This is a genomic window from Akkermansia sp. 54_46, from assembly GCF_001917295.1.
Lineage (GTDB): Bacteria > Verrucomicrobiota > Verrucomicrobiia > Verrucomicrobiales > Akkermansiaceae > Akkermansia > Akkermansia muciniphila.
This window is the reverse complement of the sequence record NZ_MNUD01000023.1, coordinates 1-22753: the sequence shown is the minus strand read 5'-3', so window position 1 is coordinate 22753 and position 22753 is coordinate 1. Positions and strand designations below refer to the sequence as shown.

Below are 22753 nucleotides of genomic sequence, written 5' to 3'. Positions count from 1 at the left end.
CCGTATGGCGCCAAAAAGCGGAATTCCGTGAAATTTTCTTTCTCCGCTGAGCTGTATATAAACGTGGGAAACATCCCGCAGCGAACCGCCGTTCCCTTTACATCGCACACGCCTCCATGCTTTCCTACTGCACCAATATTCATCCCGCCGAATCCTGGGCGGAAACCAGGGAAGCCCTTTTCACCTGCGTTCCCCGCATCAGGCAGGAACTTGCGGCGATGGACTCCCCTCTGAAGAATCTCCCCCTGGGCATCGGCCTGCGCCTGTCCGCCAGGGCGGCGGCAGAACTTCTGGAAACGCCGCACGCCGCGGAAACCCTGAAATCATGGCTGGAAGACCAGGGCGCGCGCGTGGAAACCCTTAACGGGTTCCCTTACGGAAATTTCCACGGGCAGCGCGTGAAAGAACGCGTTTTCCAGCCGGACTGGACTACACCGGAACGTTTTGAATACACCTGCAACCTGTTTCGCATTCTGGCACTCATTGGAGACGAACAGGCTGACAGGCTGACCGTCAGCACGCTCCCTGCCTCGCACAGCTGGTTTCATGCGGATGAAGAACGCATCTTTTCCCGGCTGGACGCCATGAGCGGATTCCTGGATGTGCTGGGCAGGCAGACCGGCCGCCTGATGCAGCTGGGGCTGGAACCGGAACCCTTCGGCCATTTTCACGATACGGATGGAGCCATCCGTTTTTTCAACGGCCTTCGCAACCGTTCCCGCCGTCCCGAACTTATCGAACGCCACCTGGGGCTGACATACGATACCTGCCATTTCGCCATTCTCCGGGAAGAACCGGAATTCACCCTCTCCGCCTGGGAGGAAAACAACATCGCCCTCTGCAAAGTGCAATTCTCCAACGCCCTGGAATGCCGCATATGCGGGGAGGAAGACCTGGAACGCCTCCGGCAGTTTGACGACGGCGTTTATTTCCATCAGACCAGCATCCTCCACCGGGAAGGCGTCATGCTTTTCCCGGATCTGCCCAATGCCCTGGCCTATGGACGGGACTATGCGGAGGAAATGCGGGATTCCCAATGGCGCATCCATTACCACATTCCCCTGTACGCTTCACCGGAAACACCCTTGAAAGGTACGGAAGAATTCATCCTGAAAACACGCAATTTCCTCCGATCCCGCAAAGGCCCGCAGCCGCATCTGGAAGTGGAAACCTATACCTGGAGCGTCCTGCCGGACCACATGAAAATCCCCCTGGCAGCCCAGATTGCCCGTGAACTGCATTATATTGAAACCCTGTAAAGCCATGATGCCCCGCATGCATCCCTCCGCCGTCCTGTCTTCCGGATTCCTGCTGCTGTCCACCGGTCTTTCCTCCTGCACATTTCTTCCCATGTTTTCCTCCGGGGGGCAGGAAACGCCGCGGACCCTGGGCGCACGCATGGAAAAACACACGGAAGTCCTGCAAAAAGACATCGGGGCAAGAAACGCCAGCCAGCCCAAATCCATGGAAGCCGCCGCCAAATACATCGCCGGGAATTTCTCGGACATGGGGTACGCCGTCACCATGCAGCCCGTATCCAGAGGAAACGTGAAAAAAGGAGCGGCCATTTACAACATCCTGGTTTACAAGCCCGGCCTGTATTCCAACAATCAAAGCATCGTCGTGGGAGCCAATTATGATTCCAGCGGACGGCGCAACAACGGCAGCGGAACGGCCCTGCTGCTGGAGACGGCAAGAGGCCTGAAAGACATCCCCACCAATCACAATATCTATTTTGTCGCATACGCGAACGGAGCGGAGCCCGCAGGGAAATCCATCTCTTCCGGAGCCTGCGTGCATGCCGGCACCCTAAGCGGCAGCATTGGAGCAACCAACATCCTGGGCATGATCAATCTGGAACCCCAGAAGCTGGATGCCGGAGGGGAACGAAAACAGCCGGGCCCGGAAGCCTCCCGGGAAGCCGTTCTGTTCACGACCACCCCGCACGGCAAGAAATTTGCAGGCCAGTGCGCCGCCCCCTTCGCCAAATCCTGGGAGCAGGCGCCCACTACCTTCTACCGGGAACCTTCCGCCCTCACAGGCAATGACCGCCATTACGCGGTCCTGGGCATTCCCACGGTCTCCTGCCGGAGCAAGTATCCCGTCACGGATGCCCGTACGGAAGAGTATGTGCAGGCGCTGACGGACATGATTCACCAGATAGCGGACAACGACGCGCCCGAACCGGCAAAAAACGCCGGCCAAGGCGAAAAAGCATCCTGACGTTTCCCTCTCTCCCCGTTACCGGGACAGCTTTCTCCTTCCGTGGCCGCCGCCCAGCATCAGCACAGGCATGAAGGAAAGGGCCACCAGCGCAATAACCATAGGCATCCAATTGTCGGAATACCTCTGCATCAGGAACGAAGTCAGGGAAGGGCCGGCCAGCGTGCCCAGGGAATAACTCAACAGCAGAAGCTGGTTCATAGTCACCAGTTCATCCCGGGAAGCTTCCTCGCATCCCCAGGCCATGGCAACAGGGTACAGGGAAAATCCGGCCAGCCCCAGAGCAATCAGGGAGGGAGCCATCAGCCCCCCCTTCAGCATCAGCCCGGCACAGGCCGCCGCCACCAGCAGGGACTGGCATTTCATGACGAAAGCGCGGCCGTACCTGTCCGCCAGCCGCCCCATGGGCCACTGCCCCAGAATGGCAGCGGCAATCAGCAGGGCCATCCAGTATCCCACGGAAGAGTGATCCATTCCCTGGTGCTTCAGGAACAGGGGCATCAGGCAATAAATAGTACCCAATACCACGCCGGAAATCACACATCCCACAACACCCAGAAAGACGCTGCGGCGTCTCAGCAGTGTCCGAATCTCTATATGGGAGGATGATGAAACCTGTCCATTGCCCGGCTCCAGACGCGCAAACATCAGCGGAACCATGCCCGCCACTGATAAAATGCAGACTTCCGTCACAATCAGGGGCATATCGCTGGGGAACCAGCCCAGAAGCAACTGCCCCAGCACCGTGCCCAGATAATAAACCACCATATAGGAAGCCAGCAGAATGCCGCGGGTTTGCAGCGTTCCGGCCCTCAGCAGGGCGCTTTCCACCACCACCCAGACCAGGGCGCAGCTGATCCCCGCCAGCAGCCGGAGGCCGCTCCAGGCCGGCACGCCGGGAAACACAGGCAGCAGAACGGTGGACACTGCACATAAAAAGCATGCATATTGGTAACTTCCTTTGAACCCGGCCCGTCGAATCACGCCGCCAGCCAGCAGCGTTCCGGCCAGGTTCCCGAGAAAAAAGAAAGCCCCCACCAGCCCTGCCTCCCAGGTGGCGGCATCAAATTGCTCCATCCACAGGGGAACAACCGTATTCAATACGGCAAACGCCACTGTCTGGAAAAGAAGCCCCGCCAGCAGCAGGGCAATAGGCCAGGTAAATGTACGCATCACGATAAAGCGAGGACTATAGCACCAAAGCCGCATCAGTCAACCGCCTCTTCCGTCGGAAAGAAAAACAAAAAAAGAGCCCCATCAACAAAAGACACAATACATTGATTGTAAAATTGTTAATAAACAATTCAAAATATAAGGGACTATCATATTCCCCGGCGCAGGGAAGCGGGCAGTATCTTCATCTGCTCCCGATATTTGGCCACCGTCCTGCGGGCGATGTTCACCCCTTTTTCTCGCAGCGCGGCCGCCAGCCCGGCGTCACTGAGGGGTTTGGATGAATCTTCCTCCGCAATCAGCCGCCGCATCAGCTCCTGGACGGCTCCGGAAGCCACGGCTCCGGAGGCCGCACCCTCCGGGGAAACGCCGCCTTCAGACGGAACTCCCGCACTGAAAAAGGATCTCAGCTCTTTCATCCCCCACTTGCACAACAGGTACTTGTCCCGGCACGCCCGGGAAACCGTGGAAACATGAACCCCCATCTCCTCCGCCACTTCTTCCATGCCCATGGCCTTCAGGCGGGACGGGCCGGACCTGAAAAAATCCTCCTGCCTCCGCACAATGACACGGGCCAGGCGCAAAACGGTCTCCTGCCTCATATCCAAAGCCCGCAACAGCTCCTGTCCCTCACGGAACGCCCTGCGGAGATATTGCCTCAGCTCCCGGCTTCCGGAACCCTCAGCCATTAACTCCATATACCGTTCATTCATGGACAGGCGCGGAAGATACTCGGAAGTGAGGATAACCTCCAGCACGCCGGAAGGCCCCTCCTCCACAATGACGTCAGGCAGCAGATGAGGGTTTCCGCCGGGGGCGTAGGCTCCCCCTGGATCAGGAGTCAGGCTCCTAATCACCTCCAGAGCCGCCGCCACGGCCCCCGGTTCCACGTCCAGCAGGCGTGCGGCTTCCTCATACTTGTGCGCCGCCAGTTCCCGCCAGCAGCGCTTGACCAGGCGGAAAGCAAGCGAACGCTTCAAACCGCGCTGTTCAAGCTGGATCAGCAGGGAATCCCTTAAATTCGCCGCCCCCACTCCGGGCGGGTCCATTTCCCTCAGCGCAGCCAGAGCTTCCTCCATGTCCCGCATGCTGAAACACCCCTGCTCTTCCAGCTCCTGCGGAGACTCCGTCAGAAACCCGCGTTCGTCCAAAGCGTCAATCAGCAGGAACAGGGCGTCCCGGGCGCGGCCCGTCAATGCGGAATGCTGCGCCTGATCCATCAAATGGGTTTTCAGGGATTCCGGAGCCACGACGGATTCATACATGAAATCACGGCGGGCGGCCGCGTCCCCAGACAGGCGGCCTTCCGCCGTAAACTCGTTCCACCCGTCCTCCCGCTCATTCCAAGCATCCCCGTCCGGACCGTCTTCCAGCGCTTCCGGGGAAGCGTCCGGCAACTCATCAAGCATGGGATTGGTTTCCAGCGCCTGACGGATAATCTGCCTTAATTCCAAAGCGGAAGCCTGAAGAATCTGCATCCCTGTCTGCATGGACTGGGAGACGGCCATCTGGCGCGTCATTCCATGCTGCAGGGATACCTCACTCATACCGCCCACAAGCTACACCACCCCCCGGAATCTGGCAAGGGGGAACACCCTGCAGCAAAAGCTGCCCGCACACCGCAGCAGCAAAAAAGGCCACCACTTTCATGTGGTGTTTTTGGAAAACGTTCATACAATAAATGCCAATGAAGATCTTACATATACTTTCTTTCTCCCTGCTGGCCTCCCTTCTCTCAACGGCTGCGCCGTCCCCTCTGACTCCGCTGCCACGGGAACAGCCCCAATGGTGGAGGAAGCAATATGAACAGCAGGTGGAACAAATAAAGAACAACCCCTGCGGCGTCCTTTTCCTAGGAGATTCCATTACGGACTACTGGAAAAGGGAAGGAAAACCAATATGGGAAAAGGCGTTCTCCCCCTATCATCCCTGCAATTTCGGCATTTCCGGGGACCAAACCACCAACCTGATTTACCGCATCACGGATTCCGGCATCCCGGCCCAGACGGACCCCAAACTCTGCATCGTCATGATCGGCACCAACAATACCGGTTATTTCAAAGGAGGGGAAGCCCCGGAAAAAACGGCCATGGGAATTCTGGGTACCGTTGAACACCTGCTGGTCAGGTTCCCGGACACCCACGTCCTCCTGCTGGGCATTTTCCCGCGCGGCACAGGCCCCCAGGACAAGCTGCGCCAGCACAATGACCGCATCAACGCCATTCTGGCCCAGTGCAAGCTGCCCCGCACCACTTACGCCAACATCAACAGGCGCTTTCTGGACTCCTCCGGCAAACTGCTCCCCGGCATCAGCAGGGACAACCTGCACTTTACGGAAAAAGGCTACGCCATCTGGGCAGACGCCGTGCTGCCCTATATCAAAAAATACTGCAAATAGCTTTCTTTCCCATCCTCGACGCATGACTGTCGGAATGCCCCCTTCCGCCAGTCATGCGTGCGGTTCGGGAACATATTTGTCAATCAATGATGAAGCTTACGCAGCAACAACTGTCCAGCCTTCATTTTGAAACTGCGGTTATGGAGCCTGAAAAGCACCACTCATGTCCATCAATTCATTTTTCCCGGCGGCTCCGCCCTGAATGCTTATGAGTAACGTCCGGACTTTGGGGAGCCCGCTTTAATAAACGGTTAAGATACAAAAGCAATACGGAGCATGGAAAGTATTTACCGCCAAGCCCGCAAAAAGCTGCATGGATGCCAGGGCCCGCGTCTGAAAATTTTGCGCAGAACCGAAGTTGCAGTTGATTTGGAATAAATATATTATAACGAGATAATATATCATAGACGCCTTTACTGACAAAGTTTTTCATGGAAATCCCGCGGCGATTTGCATTTTAGAACAATGGCCGTCCGGGGAATTGATGTTAAATATGGCCGTTGAAAACAATCTTTCAGAAACGGCCTTTGCTGTCAAAAAGGGGGGGAGCTATCATCTGCGGTGGTTCACCCCCGGTGGAGAGATTAACTTATGCGGTCATGCGACATTAGCCTGTGCCTATGTTATTTTGAACTTCCATGAAAAAGAAGCGGCAAAAGTTGTTTTTCAAACTTTAAGCGGTGATTTGGCGGTAGAACGGCATGGTGATCTTTATGAAATGGATTTCCCCGCCTATGAATTAAAATCAGTTCCCGTAACGGAGCAAATGATCGACGCTATCGGCGCTACCCCCAGAGAAGCGTATATGGGGCGTGACCTTTTATGCGTGTTTGATGATGTAAAAATAATCGAACATCTCAATCCGGATCTATCAAAAGTTCATGCCCTGAACGGTCTTTTGCTCCATGTAACCGCAAAAGGTGCGGAAACTGACTGCGTTTCCCGTACCTTTGCCCCCAAATGCGGAGTGCCGGAGGATGCCGTTTGTGGTTCCGGTCATTGTCACATTATACCTTACTGGGCGAACAGATTGGGAAAAGACAACATCATAGGTTATCAGGCTTCCAAACGCGGTGGAACACTTTATTGCCGCATGGATGGAGCACGGGTAAAATTAGCAGGAAAAGCAGCCTTATATTCCATTGCCGAAACACAATCAAGATGAAGCGTCAATAGGTTAAGAACATATGCCGGGCGACGAAAAAAAACGTCGTTCGACAGAAATTATACATGCCCAATGACACAAACGGCGGTTTTGAACAATCAAGGCCGCCGTTCTTTTATTCCCTAAAAAATAATGCAACTATGCTTTCAAACATGGCGGCCAACGGGAATAACTGCCATGAAGCACAAAGCATGCCGACAAATTCCGACGAGGTCTATATCAAAAAACACATCCGCCGCAGAATATCATATCCCCAAACGTGAATCATACCATGTAGCAAAAGTGAATATTTTTTCAAACTTCCATCCGGTATGCTTGTGTCTTTACGGGTGTGTTTTTATAGGAAATACAACAAAAAATCATGAAACAACCAAATCCTCCGGCCGGAAGCAGGAATCCAGCCGACCCGCCTGTGCCGCATTTGGAATCAGGAAAAAGCGCAAGGAACAAAAAAATTGCTTTTTCCCGGGGATATCCTAGAGTGCCTCTCCGCAATGAGCATGCCGCTTGCCGACTTGATCTTCCTGGCTTTTGCCCTCTCCGTGGACGCTTTCGTCGTGGCGTTCTCCTACGGCCTGCTCATTAAGCAAAAGCGTTTGAGCAACGGAATCAAGCTCTCCCTGTCCACCGGGGCCGGTCAATTCCTGATGCCCGTGCTGGGTTTTCTGCTTACAGGCTCCGTGCACCGGTATATTGCGGCCTGGGACCACTGGCTGGGCTTCGCCGTGTTCACCTTCCTCGGGGTCAACGTCCTCCGCGAAGGCTGGAATCACCGCAACGAAGAAGAGGATATGCCCCACGTCACCAGCCTGACGCTTCCTACCCTTATGGCTGTGGGAATCGCCACCAGCATCGACGCGCTGGTAGCGGGCGTCAGCATTTACCTTTCATCCGCCCAGTGTGGAACCGACCCTACCCTCCACGCGGTGCTTCTCCCCGCCGCCGCCATCGGCTTCACCACCTTCCTGTGCACGGCGGCCGGCTTTTTCCTGACCAGACGGCTGCACCGCTTTCCGACCTTTCATCTGGAAGCGGGAGCCGGGCTCATCCTCATCGGCCTGGGCGTCAAAATGCTCTGTGACCATTTGTGCTGAAATATGCCGCGAAGGATGATAAAAACGTCCTTCCGGCATCGTAATAAGTCGAAAAACGCACTGGTCCCCTCCCCCCTCTTTCTGCTATTATCAAGTAATCCCTTCCACATGAATATTTCACATCTTCTTCTCTGCACTTCCCTGCTCTCGGCGCCCGTCTGCACGGCGCAGGGCCCGACGGAAATTGAAACGGAAACGCCGGCCTCCTCCAGCCGTCTGCCGGCGCCCCTGGCACAAAAAATTGCCTCCGGAGACTTTGACGGTCTACAGACGGAACTGCGCTCCACCCTCCTGAAGGCTGGAGAACAAACGAAATCCGAACAAAAACTGCTCCAGAACAGGCAGTACCGCCATTTGCTGGACATGCACGAACTTCTGCGCGTCACGGGACCGGACAAAGTGAAAGCCGTTTTCTCCAAAAGCGCACAGGATGCCGCTTTCATCAAAACCTTTTTACAGGACCCGGCGTGGATGGAGCTTTATCTTGGAGCGGGCCTGATTCCGGAAAATTCACCGGCAGGCCTTCAAATCCTTTCCGACATCTGGAAAACGGACGGCAAGAGCCCGGATTTCCGGAATTACCAATCCCTGGCCACCGGACTGGCCTCTGTCTTTTCCACCGGCCCCGTAGCGGGAAGGCTTAAAACCAACTCCGCCAACAGCAATCCGGTACGCCGCTACCGGATTTTCAAAAAACTGCATCAGGAAAACAAGCTGCATCCGGGATTCATCAAACTGCGCCCATGGGAAATGCGCTTCGTCGTGGGAAGTCCCTGGGACGATAAATCCTACGAATGGAGCAACGAACATGTCAACCTCCCCTGGCGGCGGTACACGGCCGCCTGCTGGGCCGCCCCCTATACGGGCCATAATTTCTTTGGCGATACCATTCAGGGGCCGCTTTTCTACGTGCCGTGGAGGGATCTTCACACGACTGCGGAAAACACGCAGATCATCGGCGGCGTCTGCGGCGGCCTCTCCTACTTCGGCACCATAGCGGCCCAGGCCCACGGCATCCCGGCCTATCCGGTAGGGCAGCCCGGCCACTGCGCGTACGCGGTGCGCGTGAAGCGGGGGGAATGGAAAGGCGGCTTCGGCGGACCGGACGGAGGCATGCACAACCATATCTTCGGCTCCCAGGCTCCGACTTCCTACCTGCTGATGGAAAATGTCTTTGCGGACAACGATAAGGCGGACCAGGCCTACCTGTGGGCCGCCCAGGCCCGACTGGACGAAGCTTCCGGCAACAAGGACAAGGCCATCCAGGCATGGGAGGAAGCGCTCAGGCAAACACCGCTGCACCCGTTCTTCCGCACGGAACTTCAACGCCTGCTGATGGAAAAGGAAGGCATGCAGCCTGTCGACTGGTACGTTTACGCCAAGGACGCCCTTTCCCACTATCAGGGCAACGGCTTTGCCGCATTCGACATCCTCAAGGACGTGCAGAATAAATTCCTGATGGATATTCCGCCCGCGGACCGGATTGCCTGGTTCCGGGACCTGCATGAAGCCATCGCCACCACTCCCACATCATGGGCAGTGAAATTCCAGCCCGTGCTGGACTCCCAATCCGCCTTCCTGGCAAATCCGCAGGAAAAAGCGGCCTATCTGGAAACCGTCCTATCCACCCACCTGAAAACGGGGGACGGCACCAACTTTGGCCAGGCATTGGAATGGGGCGTGAAAAACTTTGTGGAAAACGGACAGGCGGACGTGTTCTCCAACGCATTCGCCAAGGTAGCCCAGCAAACGGGAAAAACCGGGACCTCCGGGAAAGCCCCCGACCCCAAAAAGCTGAAGGAAGCCTACGGCAAAGCCATCTATGCCACGGAAACGGCCCGCTCCATTCCGGCCTTCCAGGCCTTGAGCAAAGCGGCGGCCTCTTTCTCCGGCGCCAATACGACGAACAATACGGTCAAGGCGTCCATTCCGCAGGGCTGGAAACTGGTGCCCGCAGACGGCATGGTCCGGTGCTCCACCACGAGCCAGTGGGACAGCCCCTGGGACCATATCAACCTGCTGCGTCCCTGCGGCGGCGCCCAGCATACGGACAAAGAGTCCAATCCGAACGTTATTGTAGAACTGAAAAACGGCGTGAATCTGGCCGGGCTGGTAGTCACCAAGCGCGACGGCAATGAAAACCGGATGAAGAAAATGGAGGTCTCCACGTCCACGGACGGAGCCACCTGGTTCCCCCTGGCCGCCACGGAAAACATGCCCAAGGAATGGGTCATCACCGCTCCGGAAGGCACCAAAGCCAAGTGGATCAAGGTGGAAGCCAAAAACGCACAGCCGGAATTCATGCACCTGCGCCATATCCTCGTTTACGAAAAATAAATTCTCCATTAACGCCATGCTTCATCACTTCAATCCCGTTTCCGGCCTGCTGGCCGCAGCCCTCTTCCTGTCCGCCCCCGTCCAGGCGGCTCTCCCCGCTTACAGCGCCGTGAAAGACGAGGCGAAAACCGTCAATAAATACATGATCGTCGTATGGGCCGGCACGGACTGGTCCCCAAAATCACGTGAAATCACCCGCGCTGTGGAACATCTGGCCAAGAACTCCCCGGAACCCGTGCTCTGGTGTATCCAGGACGAGCGTGAAGAAATGACGGAAGAAGAGCAGAAACTGCCCAAGCCCCCGGGGGAAATCTGGAACATCCCCGCCATCCAGGTGGTCTCCCCCACCGGAAACATGGTATTCCTGTCGGAAGGCGTCTCCAGGGAAACATTGCCAGCCGTCATGAAGCAGGCAATGGAAGCCGTAAAACAGCAAAACAAGGCCAATGCCCTGTGGGAAAAAGCCGCCGCTTCATCCGGAACGGCCGCGGCCCTTCTTTACGGAGAAGGGCTTCAGCAGCTTCCTCCTTATGCGGCCTCTTCCAGAAAGGATATTCTGGAAAAAATCAAGAAGGCGGATCCGGAAGACATCAAGGGAGTGCACTTTAAATACACGTTCAGGCATCTGCCCTACATCGAAAAAGTGCAGAGAATGGTGAATGATTCCGCCAAAGACGGCGGTCCAAAGGATTACAAAACCGCCCATGCCTATGTAAACAAACAGCTCAAAACCCCCGGCCTGACTCCCCTTCAAAAACAACAGGTCATGGCGGCCAGGTTCTGGCTCTACCGCAATGAGGGGAAAAAGGACCAGGCGCTGAAGACCCTGACGGACATCGCCAGGATATCCCCTAAAACCCTCATGGGAATAGGCGCCCAGAACTACTACCGCTACCTGACGGAACCCGTCACCCTGAAAAGTCCTCACTTCACAGGCTACGACCTGCGTCCGGAACTGACGCCTACCCGCGTCAACGTCAGCAGCATGCTTGACGGCCCCGGAAACTACAAGATCACCTTCAAGATGAACAGCGGCGGCTGCAATATCCGCAACCCCCGCTTCATGAAGGGCAACCGCGTAGTCAGCGAACTGCCCAAGGACCGACAGGACAAAAACGGGCGCGAATTCACCCTGCGCCTCTCCGGTTCCGAAAAGCCGGACCTGGTTTTCGACTGCCAGGGCCACGGCTGGTTTGATGCGGATTGCGACATCATCGTGACCAAGGAATCCTGATTCCTGCCGGCAAACAACAAAACCGCCATACCACAACCTTCACTAAGGCAGGACATCCCCAAGGGATGTCCTGCCTTTTTTACGGAGGGATAAGAATTTCCAACCGGCTCTCAAGCGAAATCATCCCCTCTTTCCCTGCCTTTTGCCGGTTCAGGCCGAACAACATTCCCGGCAGCTTCAAGGGATCAATAAGGGAAACGTTCTTCCCATTCCCGCGCCTTCAAAGGAAGTCACCCCTTCTTCCCGCCTTCCCCGGCGTTCTCCGCCAGTTGACGGCGGTATTCCATGCGTTCCCGGATCCTCAGTTCCAGCCCGTTTCCGGTGGGGGTGTAATACACGCGGCCTTCCGGGAGGTAGGCCTGGGGTACGTAATGTTCCGGATAGTCGTGGGAATAAAGGTATTCCAGCCTGGCGGCGTCCGCGCCTCCGGCGGCAGCCAGCTTCTTGCGCGTTGGCGTCCGCAGGTGTTCCGGCACTGCCAGCGTTTTCCCATTGCGCACGTCATCCATGGCGGCATTGATGCCCACGTAGGCGGAATTGCTCTTGGGGGCCGTCGCCAGGTAAACCGCAGCATGCGCCAGAGGAATGCGTGCTTCCGGCATGCCGACCATTTCCGCCGCGCGCGCCGCGTCCAAAGCTACGCGCAGGGCGTTGGAATCCGCCAGCCCTACATCCTCCGACGCGGCGATGACCAGCCTTCTTCCTATAAAGCGGATATCCTCCCCGGCTTCCAGCATCATACCCAGCCAATACAGGGCGGCGTCCGGGTCAGAGCCGCGCATGGATTTGATGAAAGCGGAAATCGTATCGTAATGGGAATCCCCCAGGCGGTCGTATCTGATAGCCTTGCGCTGGATGGATTCCTCCGCTACGGAGATGTCCACATGAATGACGCCGTCTTTCCCCGCAGGAGTGGACAGAACAGCCACTTCCAGAGCCGTGAGCGCCTTCCTGGCGTCTCCGTCCGCTTTGGCGGCCAAATGGTTCAGGGCTTCCGCCTCCATATCCACGCGGGATGCGCCCAGCCCGCGCACCTCATCCGCCAGGGCGCGCTTCAGCAGGGCGGCCAGCTCCTCCTCCGGCACCGGCTCCAGCGGAAAAACCTGGGAGCGTGACAGGAGGGGGGAGTTAATCGCAAAATAGGGGTTTTCCGTGGTCGCCCCGATAAACCTGACCGTACCCTTTTCCAGATGGGGAAGCAGAACATCCTGTTGAGCCTTGTTGAACCGGTGCAGCTCATCCACGAAAAGAACGGTTTTCCGCCCGTGCATGCTCATCCTCATCTGCGCCTGGGCTATTTTTTCCCGGATGTCCGCTACATTGGATTCCACGCCGTTGAGCATCATGAAATGGGCATTCGTCGTCCGGGCGATGACGGCGGCCAGAGTAGTTTTTCCGCACCCGGGAGGCCCGTAGAAAATCAGGGACGTAAACCGGTCCGTCTCAATTGCCCGTCTCAGCAGCTTACCCGGAGCCAGCAGATGCTTCTGCCCGGCCACTTCATCCAGGGTGCGCGGGCGCATGCGCGCGGCCAGCGGCATGGCGGAAGTGTCCGCCCCGGGCTCAAAGCCTTCCCTCGCTTCCGCTTCCTGTAAACTGAACAAATCCATCGGAAACACTTTACCCGGTTGAAAGGCCGGAGAAAAGGCCAATCCCCGGAATCCTGAAAGTTTGGCGGAAGCGACACCGTTCCCCCCTCAGGACGGAAAATGCACCTTTATCCAAACATGGACCAGCAGGACAGCATGAAAACCATGCTGACAGGAGCCAAAATGCTGAACAGCAGCCCCGCAACAGCCAATCCCCTGCGGTTCACCTCCCAGTAATGAAGGGAGGCGATCAGCATCCAGATGGGAATCACAACCATGTGGACGAGACCCAGGAGCCCCCAGCCCGCCAGCACCAGCAAAAAGAGCCATGACTGCGAGCCGTCCGCATTATTGCTCGGCATGACAAGGCCAAAGAAGCGGTACACAAGCAAAAAGAAGACGAATATGGCAAAAGGTATCCATCCCTAGCGGGCTTCCTCCTTCCGGCGGGCCATGGCCAATTCGAAACAGGGATCTTTAAACGCAGGCAATTGCTTGGCAGAAGAATCTCTGAAGAAATACATATCGCCCGAAGTCTCTATTATTACGCCTTTCTTCCGTCAATAACATTCAATGCCAGCCCGGATTTTTTCCGCAGAAAATTTTCCTCTCTAACAAATACGGAATATCGGTTTCCGCCCATTACCTTATTGTCAAACCAAAAGGCTTTGAAAATTCATGAAACGCTCTTGATTATAAATAATTTTTCCCTTTTTCGGACACTTGCTCTTCGTCTTTTCCCATGATAAAAAAGTCTTTTTGCATCATCCGAATTTCAACACCCGTTCAATTTGTCATACACAGCCCCGGTTTCCCATAAAAAAGACTGCCTCCGCTGCAGGAGCGGAGGCAGTCCGGGGGTAATATAAAACCGGAAATTACAGAAGGTTACCTGCCCAGAATGCCCTTGAAGTATTCCAGCGTCGTCGCCAGGCCTTCCGGCAAAGTATGCCTGGGCTGCCATCCGGCATTGCGGAGCTTGTCCGCACAGGCGCGGGAATGCTTGACGTCTCCCGGACGTTCCGGGGCATGAAGCACCTTGGAGGAAGACTCGGCAGCCTTGATGATGTTCTGCGCCAGCTCTTCAATGGTGATCTGGCCGCCGTAACCGGCATTGAACACTCCGGTGACTTCCGGGTGTTCCGCCACAAAGGTAAGGGCTCCTACAATGTCTTTCACATAAATGAAATCGCGCGTCTGGGAGCCGTCCCCATACACGGTGATGTCTTCTCCTTTGACAGCTTTTTCAATGAAAATGGGCACGGCCGCAGCATAGGAGCCCTTGGGGTCCTGCCGGGGGCCGAAGACATTGAAGAAGCGCACGGCTGCCGTATTGATTTTTCCTTCCGCCCGGAACATGTTGAGGTAGTATTCCCCATCCAGCTTGGTAATGGCATAGGGACTCTTGGGCTCCGGGTACATGGCTTCCAGTTTGGGCACCGTGGGATTGTCTCCGTAAATGGCGGCGGAAGACGCCAGCACGATTTTTTTGACTCCGGCGGCGGAAGCTTCCTCCAGCACGTTCAGCAAACCGTTGACGTTGATGTCGATGCATTCGCTGATCTTGCTCATGGATTCCGGCACGGAGACGAGCGCGGCCATGTGGAAAATATAGTCCACTCCCTGCACCGCCTGGCGCACCAGCTCCCGGTCGCAGATGGAACCTTCGATGAACGTGTGCCTGAGCCCTTCCAGGTTCCTGAGATAGCCCGTGCGCAGGTTGTCCAGCACACGGATTTCCTCCGCCTTATCCTGATAGTGTTCCACAATGTGGGAACCGATGAATCCGGCGCCGCCGGTTACGAGAATCTTCATGTTTTTCCGATGTTGGTAGATATTGGTTAATAGCGGTCCACAATGGCCTTCATTTCATCCATCTGCGCCTCAATGGATTCTACCAGGGCCATCTGCGTGCGGCAGCGGTCCAGGTTGTGTTCCGGACGGTGGATTTTAAAATACACGTCACCGGACAGGTAGTCCGTCAGGAAGCGGATGCCGCATTCCATCGTGAGCAATTTGCCGGAGAACGGCAGCAGGCTCTTTTCCAGAGGCGTCAGGAAACTCTTGGCGGAACTCAGGTAACCCTGAACCAGAGCTTCAAACATGAACATGCGCATCGTGACCTTGGAGACGTCCTTTTCATCTTCCGCGGCGGGAGACGTGGCCGTCCGGATCATGTCGCCGAAGTCGTAAATGGCGGAACCGGGCATCGTGGTATCCAGGTCAATCACGCAAATGCCTTCTCCGGTTACATCGTCCAGCATCACATTGTTCAGCTTGGTATCATTGTGCGTACAGCGCAGGGGCAATTCCCCGGATTTCAGGTAATCCACCACCAGATGGCAGTCCGACTCACGGGAAAGGTACCAGTCTATTTCCTTCTGCACTTCCTTCACGCGCCCCAGGGGGTCGGACTGGATGGCTTCTTTCAGAGCCGCCAGGCGGGAAGTAGTATTGTGGAAATTGGGAATGGTTTCAAACAGAGGCTCTCCGGGCAGGTCTGCCGTGAGCTTCTGGAACTCGCCGAAGGCGCGCGCCGCTTCCTGGCACTGCTTGGTAGTTTCAATCTGGTCATACGTGCGTGCGCGTTCAATGAACGGGTACACGCGCCAGCAGTTGCCGTCCGAATCCAGGGCGTACGGCTTGCCGTCCACGGAGGGAACCAGCGTGAGAGTGCGGCGGTAAGCTTCCGGGCACTGTTCCTCCTTCAGGCGCTTCAGGGCGTGGTCCGTCACGCGCTTTACGTTCTCCATCAGAGGGATGGGCTGCTTGAACACATTATGGTTCACGCGCTGGAGGATGTAGCGGATACGCTGTCCCGCCTGATCCACCCAGATACAGTAGGTGTCATTGATGTGGCCGCTGCCGTAGGAATAACCGTGGACAAAATCGCCGCGGAGATCGAACAGGGTTGATACAGCCTTGAGATCGTGCATAGGGAAAAAGGCTTAGTTGAGCTTTTCAGGGTATACGCCCTGCTGGATAAGTTTGTTGATGCCTTCCACAACCATGGGCTTGTCCCCCGGATAGGTCATGCCGAACCAGGAGGAAGAAGTGGGAAGAACGGCGCAATCCGCCCGGTCCGCATGAATCAGGGCGTCCACCACGGTGGGAATAAAGCATTCGCTCTTGGGTTCCTGGCCGTGTTCTTTCAGGAAGTCAATGAAATGATCCTCCGTCAGTTCAATGAAGGAGGGGGAGAACAGCCAGAAATTCATGGAAACCAGTTCTGCAGGATCCACCGGCAGGCGTTCGCCCTTCAGGTTGTTACCGCGCACTACGCCGTCTTCGTCAGCCTGGATTTTCACGAATTCCTCCACGCCATCCAGAAGGCCGCCCTTGATGGAGCAAATGCCGCGGTTCACGTCCCCGTTGTCGGAGAGGGTGTTCTTCAGCGGATAGCCGATCATGCCGTAATGGGCCTTGCCGGGTTCATCCGTAGTGGAGGTCAGGAACTTGGCGGCCTGCACAAAAGCGTCCGCACCGTAAAAGTCATCCGCATTCACTACGGCAAAGGGTTCCTTCACCACGTGGCGGGCGGCACGCAGGGCGTGGGCGGTGCCCCAGGGCTTTTCCCGGCCTTCCGGCACGGAGAAGCCTTCCGGCAGGTCGTCCAGGGACTGGAAAGCGTAATCCACCTCAATCTTGCCGGCAAAACGGCTGCCGACCTTTTCCTTGAAAATATCTTCAAAGTCACGGCGGATAATGAATACCACTTTTCCGAAACCGGCCCGGATGGCATCATAAACAGAGTAGTCAAGAACTACTTCCCCGTTGGGGCCCATCGGGTCAAGTTGCTTGAGACCGCCGTAACGGCTGCCCATGCCAGCTGCTAAAACAAGAAGTGTAGGCTTCATCATACGCAGGCCATTATGACCAAGCCTCCCCGTTTGGCAACAGGAAAATGCCGGAAAACCGGAGAAATCCGCCCGTTAAAAAACGTAAGAGCACCAAAGCCCCAGCACTACTTTTTTGAAATCGTCCCGCCCGTAGCCGCAATACCACCCCAGGAAAGGCTCCACCCGCAGACCGCCGGAAACGGCCCACAGCGCCCCCGTGCGCACCATCAGCTCTTTCAAGCCGTTCCTCCCCAGATAATCGTGGGCAAAACCCAAGGAAACCGTATTCACCATGGCGACGGATTCGCACAGCAGGGGCTGCCAGGTAACGCCCCACTGGGAATATGCACCCTCCTGTCCGGAATCATACAGGAAGGAACCGCGGAAAGACCAAGAAGGGGTGGGATTCCATTTAAGGGACAGGCCCGGCTCCGTCCCGTTCTTCAGGGGACAGGAATCGTACCACTGCCCGTTGACAAAAAGCCCGGCCGTACATTCGTCCGCCAGATAATACTGGACTTCCCCGTGTAAAGTGGCCTGACTGAAATGGCGGCCCTGCCAGTTGCGGATGGCGAAAAGTTCCCCGCTCACCGCCCAGGAATCAGACAGGGAGGCTCCGCCGGAAATCTGGCCCTCCGTGGAATCAGCCCCCATCTTTTCCCCCCGGTGGACATAGTATGAACGGTAGCCGCCAAGCATCTCCCCGCCCATGCGGATGGGGGAACGGCCGTCCACCTCCGTCAGGGGCGGCGGCCCGTCATACCCCAGGACGGCCTGCACGGCACAGCACAGGATGATGGAAAACAGCCTCATGAAAGACTTTTAACACAATTCGCTGCGCCGCTCCAACGCCAAAACGGTGCATGCACATTCTCCGGGCTTGGCAAAACGGAAATCTGCCCTTACCCTCTCGCGCATGGTTCATTTCACCCTGTTCGGGATACCTGTTTACATCCGCCCCAGCTTCTGGGTGGTGCTGGCCATTTTCGGCGGTGCCCTCAGCATCAGCAGTGTGGAAGATCTCATTTATCCGGCCCTGTTCGTCATTGCCGGCTTCGTCGCCATCCTGTCCCATGAAATGGGGCACGCGCTGGTGGGCCGCAAGCTGGGCGGCGGCCAGCAGACGATTGTTCTGGAACTCTTCGGCGGCCTGACAAGCAGCCATGGCATGCAACTGACGCGCGGAGGGCGGGCCCTCATGATTCTGGCAGGCCCCATGATGACCCTGCTGCTGGGCATTATCAGCCTGGGGCTCACCTGGAACATCGTCGCTCCAGTCATGACTTCTTACAACCTGAACTTCTGGGACCTGGCCATCAGCCCCTTCACAGCAGCGCTCATCTCCCCCAAGCTGTACATTCTCTCCTGCCTCATCATGATTGGAGAATGGTGGACTATCCTGAATCTGCTGCCCATCTACCCCCTGGACGGCGGCCAGCTGATCGCACAGTACATCCGCTCCCCCAGGAAAGTATTCATGACCGGATTCATCACGGCCATCCTCATCGGACTGCTCAGTTTCCAGCTCTTCCACGGCTACTTTATCCCCATCTTCATGGCCCTCTTCGCCTACAGCAATTACCGGGAATACAAAAACGCCCCCTTTTAATATTATTCCGAGTTTCCTTCGCGGGCCCTGCCCGTTCTATTCAACAAACCATCCAATATGTCTCAGCAAACCGCAATCACCCCTACCCGCGCCCAGGATTTCCCCGAGTGGTACCAGCAAGTCATCAAGGCCGCCGACATGGCGGAAAATTCCGAGGTGCGCGGCTGCATGGTCATCAAGCCATGGGGCTACGCCATTTGGGAACTCATTCAAAAGGACCTGGACCAGCGCTTCAAGGACACCGGCCATACGAACGCCTATTTCCCCCTCCTGATTCCTATCTCCTATCTGGAAAAGGAAGCGGAGCATGCCGAAGGCTTCGCCACGGAATGCGCCGTAGTCACCCACCACAGGCTGGAAGCGCAAAAGGATGAAGCCACCGGCAAGACACGCATGATTCCCACCGGGGAGCTTACGGAACCCTTCGTCATCCGGCCCACCTCGGAAACCGTCATCGGCGCGGCTTTCGCCCGCTGGACCTCCAGTTACCGGGACCTGCCCCTCAAAGTCAACCAGTGGTGCAACGTGATACGCTGGGAAATGAGGCCCCGAATCTTCCTGCGCACGGCGGAATTCCTGTGGCAGGAAGGGCATACGGCCCATGAAACCCGCGAGGAAGCCATTGAGGAAACCCTCACCATGCACAAGGTTTATGAAGAATTCCAGCGAGACGTGCTCGCCATCCCCACCATTCCAGGGGAAAAGACGGAGGCGGAACGCTTCCCCGGCGCGGAACAAACCTACACGGTGGAAGCCATGGTGCAGGACCGCAAGGCCATCCAGGCAGGGACCTCCCACTTTCTGGGGCAGAATTTCTCCAAGTCCCAGAACATCTGCTTCGCCGGAAGGGACAACACCCAGCAATTCGCATGGACAAGCTCCTGGGGCGTTTCCACCCGCATGATCGGAGCGCTCATCATGATGCACTCCGACGACGACGGACTCGTCTGCCCGCCCCGCGTCGCTCCCCAGCAAATCGTCATCATTCCCGTCACACCCAAGGAAGAAAGCCGCCAGGCCGTTCTGGACCACTGCGAAGAACTGGCGCGCACCCTCCGCGCCAAAACCTTCCACGGCCAGCCGCTGCGCGTGCTGGTGGACAGGCGCGACCTGGGCGGCGGAGCCAAGAAATGGGAATGGGTGAAAAAAGGCGTGCCCGTGCGTCTGGAAATAGGCCCCCGGGACCTAGAAAAAGGCTCCGTCTGCCTTCAGCGGCGCGACCGGTCCTCCAATGAAAAATCCTTCGTCCCGGAAACGGAACTGATCGATACCGCTGCGGATATTCTCCAAAGCATCCAGGACACCCTGCTTCAGCGGGCCATTGCCTTCCGGGACTCCCATATCCGCCCCGCCTCCACTCTGCGGGAATTGGAAGAAAACTTCTCCGGAGAGGGAGATGCAGACTGGCTCCAGGTGCCGTGGGACGGGTCTCCGGAAGAAGAAGAAGAACTGGCTAAACGGCTGCGCATTTCCATCCGCTGCATCCCGCTCGGCGAGTTGGGCCGCGGCGAGCCGGCACCCTGCATCCTCACCGGACGCATGACGAAACGCCGTGTTCTCTGGGCCAGAAGCTACTGAACCCTGACACCCCCTTTCAACGGGATTGTTCCAAGACAGGCAAAACGGGCCTTTTCGGAACAATCCCGTTTTTTACGCCTCTCCACTTTCCCCAAAAACGGCATGAACAAGAAACGGAGCGGCATACCCCACAGGGCAGAATTCTCCCCTCTCCTGCCCCATACGCCGGCAACAACGCACACATGTCGGCAAAACAGGATTTTTCTCTAAAAAAATCTTGCCAAGGCAAAAAAACCTTATATACTTTTGGCACACGGACGCCGTAAGGCTCCAATCGTTCCAAGCGGATGTAGCTCAGGGGTAGAGCGCAACCTTGCCAAGGTTGATGTCGTGGGTTCGAATCCCATCATCCGCTCCAACTTTTTATAGCAAAAGGCCCGCACAAATGTTGATGATGTGCGGGTTTTATATTATGGTTCGTACAGAAAAACCTGCCCCCCTATTGCAACACCGTTCCAGGAAACATTTTCATCTGCTCTGGTGAGGCCCACCGAACGACCCTCCTCCATGCATTTCATGGAAATGTTGTCGAAAGGCGGCCTCCGTCAACATTGCAGACGTTGCCGGTTATCACAGGCGCATCCTGTATTATTGCTTAATGATTCAGTATTTATCCTCCGGGACACAGGCGGACTTAATGATCACCGTATCAAGAACCTGACGCCATCTGTCATACGCGGAATGATATAACGCAAATCAGGTTTCCTCATCTAAGCATTCGAATATTCGCTGAAGAATCAGCGACAGTTTCATTCCTGCCACGTTCTATTCTCTCTTGACGGCCAGACTGACCATAAGAAGCGTATTCGTGCAAAGCACACTGTCCTGAACGATTCCCCAGATAGAGCGTTCGTGTTCTTGAACGTGTCGTGTGTATAGTACAACTCTTTCATATGGGTTTCCGTCTCATTGTAGACAGAAAAGCGAATGTTTTTGTCGAATAGCGTTACACAAACTATAGGAAACAGGATCAATGATGGCACATGCTTAAAATAATCTTATAACGCTTCGTTCATCAACTGCCGCAGAAAGTCGGTCGGCAACGATGAGAATCTGGCTCCCTCCATCAAGAATTAGAAAAAGATAAGACAAGCAGAGCAATTCCCGTAGAAATAGGGAACATAATTCCGCTGGAAAATATATTTTTTCGCAACAAACCCTGTAAGGCTCTTCTTTTGATTCAGGGGGAATTTTGATTTGCACTTCGATACGGCAGCCTTTCACGAGGTCAGGGTTGTTTAACAGATACTCCTCGACTTCCGGAGGAATCCGGGCATTCGTTCCGTCTTCGACAACGAACCAGATCTCACAAGTTTTACCTCTCCAGGAAGCTCCATCGCCTATTAATTTCATTCCATGCCGGGCAAATATCTTATGGAGTTCCAAATCCTTTTTCACTGTTTTCAACAGAGTTACACTCCTCTTCATACCGTTTCCCTTATCTATGCCCGACCAGAAGAGGGAGAACGGTAAATAAATGAAGTAAAGAGCGGCTATTCCTATTACAATCCATATTTTCTTTTTCATTGTAAATAATTTATCGGCATTATTTACTTTAGTCTTGTTTCGTTGACCTTCCCGATTTTTTATCGAAGCAATTTACTGAATATCAACATCAAGAATATTCTAGAAATCTTACAGCAAGATTATTCTACATAATTCCGAAATTAAATAACTGAATCAGAAAAAAAATATTGAGCATGTCTACTCAATTAAACAATTGGCATAAATTTACATTCATGCCAATTATTGTTTGGGATGATATTTCCCCTCAAAAGGAGTATGTACTTTACCCGACACCCATGTCCCATCTATAGGAGATATGTCTATATAATATGATCCAGGAGAAAGGAAAACCTTTTCTTCTTTATCTCGTTTCGCGTATAAAATACCTTTACGCAGGACAAAATCAATGCCAAAGAATTTTATATGCTGATTTTCTTTAAGTATAATTTCTTGTGTTCCCCGGGAGGAATGACCAAATGTTACAATGACTTGTAAATTTTTAGTCAGATCTCTCAAGATAATTCGACCTGGCTCCATATGTTGATTTTTATTTTCTTCAGATATTGCACAATCAATCAACAATATTGAAAATAAAATGATAAAGAATATTGAAATATATTTATTGATTTTCATCGCATGGACATTCGATATTTTTTTAAATAGCATCTATTTCATGTTGATTGACTTTTCCATAATATGTCCTTCATTTCTATTCATTTAATAGAAAAGTCTCCAAGGAAAATATATTTTTTCACAATAAGTAGTGTAAGGATAACCATTATTTGGAGGTGCCATGATTTGTACTTCGATACGGCAGCCTTTCACGAGGTTAGGATTGTTTAACAGATACTCCTCAACTTCCGGAGGAATCCGGGCATTCGTTCCGTCTTCGACAACGAAACAGATCTGACAAGTTTTACTTCTCCAGGAAGCTCCATCGCCTGTTAATTTCATTCCATGCCGGGCAAATATCTTATGGAGTTCCAAATCCTTTTCCACTGTTTCCAA

At 54.9% G+C, this 22753-nt stretch carries 20 protein-coding genes and 1 tRNA gene; 10 read left to right on the top strand and 11 right to left on the bottom strand.

Going from position 1 to position 22753, the window contains the following annotated elements; translation table 11 throughout:
• Window positions 1-116 precede the first annotated feature (116 nt).
• Both eboE and BHW66_RS03725 read left to right on the top strand, forming a co-directional pair.
• Window positions 117-1259 (top strand): metabolite traffic protein EboE, encoded by a 1143-nt coding sequence (eboE, locus tag BHW66_RS03730; RefSeq protein ID WP_102732754.1) that lies wholly within the window; start codon window positions 117-119, stop codon window positions 1257-1259.
• A complete protein-coding gene (locus BHW66_RS03725; RefSeq protein ID WP_286688911.1) occupies window positions 1231-2223 on the top strand; it encodes a hypothetical protein in 993 nt (330 codons plus the stop codon). Before eboE ends, BHW66_RS03725 begins: the two co-directional genes overlap by 29 nt.
• Window positions 2224-2241: 18 nt before the next feature.
• On the opposite strand, the gene BHW66_RS03720 is transcribed toward BHW66_RS03725, so the two are convergent.
• Window positions 2242-3396 (bottom strand): MFS transporter, encoded by a 1155-nt coding sequence (locus BHW66_RS03720; protein ID WP_102738179.1) that lies wholly within the window; start codon window positions 3394-3396, stop codon window positions 2242-2244.
• 149 nt (window positions 3397-3545) lie between these two features.
• The gene (gene rpoN, locus BHW66_RS03715) at window positions 3546-4943 is read right to left on the bottom strand and encodes an RNA polymerase factor sigma-54 (protein ID WP_215440103.1); all 1398 of its coding nucleotides are present in this window, start codon (window positions 4941-4943) and stop codon (window positions 3546-3548) included.
• Between the two features lie 140 nt (window positions 4944-5083).
• Between rpoN and BHW66_RS03710 the strand changes: the two genes are divergently transcribed.
• The 5 genes from BHW66_RS03710 (at window position 5084) to BHW66_RS03690 (ending at window position 11624) form a co-directional block, all read left to right on the top strand.
• Entirely contained in the window at window positions 5084-5794 is a 711-nt protein-coding gene (locus BHW66_RS03710; RefSeq protein WP_161994121.1) for a GDSL-type esterase/lipase family protein, read from the top strand.
• A 400-nt stretch (window positions 5795-6194) separates the two neighbouring features.
• A complete protein-coding gene (locus tag BHW66_RS03705) occupies window positions 6195-6959 on the top strand; it encodes a PhzF family phenazine biosynthesis protein (protein WP_102734188.1) in 765 nt (254 codons plus the stop codon).
• Between the two features lie 500 nt (window positions 6960-7459).
• On the top strand, window positions 7460-8053 hold the full coding sequence (locus tag BHW66_RS03700; RefSeq protein ID WP_161994255.1) for a manganese efflux pump MntP family protein: 594 nt from the start codon (window positions 7460-7462) through the stop codon (window positions 8051-8053).
• 108 nt (window positions 8054-8161) lie between these two features.
• Entirely contained in the window at window positions 8162-10390 is a 2229-nt protein-coding gene (locus BHW66_RS03695) for a discoidin domain-containing protein (RefSeq protein ID WP_180975871.1), read from the top strand.
• 16 nt (window positions 10391-10406) lie between these two features.
• Window positions 10407-11624: a hypothetical protein gene (locus BHW66_RS03690; RefSeq protein WP_102738459.1), complete on the top strand. Its 1218-nt coding sequence runs from the start codon at window positions 10407-10409 to the stop codon at window positions 11622-11624.
• A gap of 230 nt (window positions 11625-11854) precedes the next feature.
• Here the strand turns inward: BHW66_RS03690 and BHW66_RS03685 are convergent, their stop codons facing one another.
• From BHW66_RS03685 to BHW66_RS03660, 6 genes are all read right to left on the bottom strand, one after another.
• A complete protein-coding gene (locus BHW66_RS03685) occupies window positions 11855-13234 on the bottom strand; it encodes a replication-associated recombination protein A (protein ID WP_102735826.1) in 1380 nt (459 codons plus the stop codon).
• A gap of 107 nt (window positions 13235-13341) precedes the next feature.
• Entirely contained in the window at window positions 13342-13599 is a 258-nt protein-coding gene (locus BHW66_RS03680) for a hypothetical protein (RefSeq protein WP_286688910.1), read from the bottom strand.
• Between the two features lie 502 nt (window positions 13600-14101).
• Complete coding sequence (locus tag BHW66_RS03675; protein WP_253822293.1) at window positions 14102-15028, bottom strand: NAD-dependent epimerase/dehydratase family protein; 927 nt, start codon at window positions 15026-15028, stop codon at window positions 14102-14104.
• A gap of 26 nt (window positions 15029-15054) precedes the next feature.
• Window positions 15055-16149, bottom strand: coding sequence for an aminoglycoside phosphotransferase family protein (locus tag BHW66_RS03670; RefSeq protein WP_065529434.1), 1095 nt, complete (start codon window positions 16147-16149; stop codon window positions 15055-15057).
• Between the two features lie 12 nt (window positions 16150-16161).
• Window positions 16162-17073, bottom strand: coding sequence for a sugar phosphate nucleotidyltransferase (locus BHW66_RS03665; RefSeq protein WP_232051430.1), 912 nt, complete (start codon window positions 17071-17073; stop codon window positions 16162-16164).
• Window positions 17074-17145: 72 nt separating this feature from the next.
• Complete coding sequence (locus BHW66_RS03660) at window positions 17146-17865, bottom strand: hypothetical protein (protein ID WP_253822292.1); 720 nt, start codon at window positions 17863-17865, stop codon at window positions 17146-17148.
• A 103-nt stretch (window positions 17866-17968) separates the two neighbouring features.
• On the opposite strand from BHW66_RS03660, the gene BHW66_RS03655 reads away from it, so the two are divergent.
• The 3 genes from BHW66_RS03655 (at window position 17969) to BHW66_RS03645 (ending at window position 20597) form a co-directional block, all read left to right on the top strand.
• Window positions 17969-18661, top strand: a complete 693-nt coding sequence (locus BHW66_RS03655; protein WP_102732764.1) for a site-2 protease family protein — start codon at window positions 17969-17971, stop codon at window positions 18659-18661.
• A 57-nt stretch (window positions 18662-18718) separates the two neighbouring features.
• The gene (gene proS / locus BHW66_RS03650) at window positions 18719-20239 is read left to right on the top strand and encodes a proline--tRNA ligase (protein ID WP_253822291.1); all 1521 of its coding nucleotides are present in this window, start codon (window positions 18719-18721) and stop codon (window positions 20237-20239) included.
• A 283-nt stretch (window positions 20240-20522) separates the two neighbouring features.
• Window positions 20523-20597: transfer RNA gene (locus BHW66_RS03645), tRNA-Gly, on the top strand.
• 629 nt (window positions 20598-21226) lie between these two features.
• Here BHW66_RS03645 and BHW66_RS03640 read toward each other — a convergent pair.
• From BHW66_RS03640 to BHW66_RS03630, 3 genes are all read right to left on the bottom strand, one after another.
• Window positions 21227-21766 carry a hypothetical protein gene (locus tag BHW66_RS03640; RefSeq protein WP_286688909.1) on the bottom strand — a complete coding sequence of 180 codons (540 nt, stop codon included), beginning with the start codon at window positions 21764-21766 and terminating at the stop codon, window positions 21227-21229.
• A 219-nt stretch (window positions 21767-21985) separates the two neighbouring features.
• A complete protein-coding gene (locus BHW66_RS03635; RefSeq protein WP_128153673.1) occupies window positions 21986-22378 on the bottom strand; it encodes a hypothetical protein in 393 nt (130 codons plus the stop codon).
• 84 nt (window positions 22379-22462) lie between these two features.
• The coding region (locus BHW66_RS03630) for a hypothetical protein (RefSeq protein WP_286688908.1) at window positions 22463-22753 on the bottom strand (291 nt) is incomplete at its 5' end.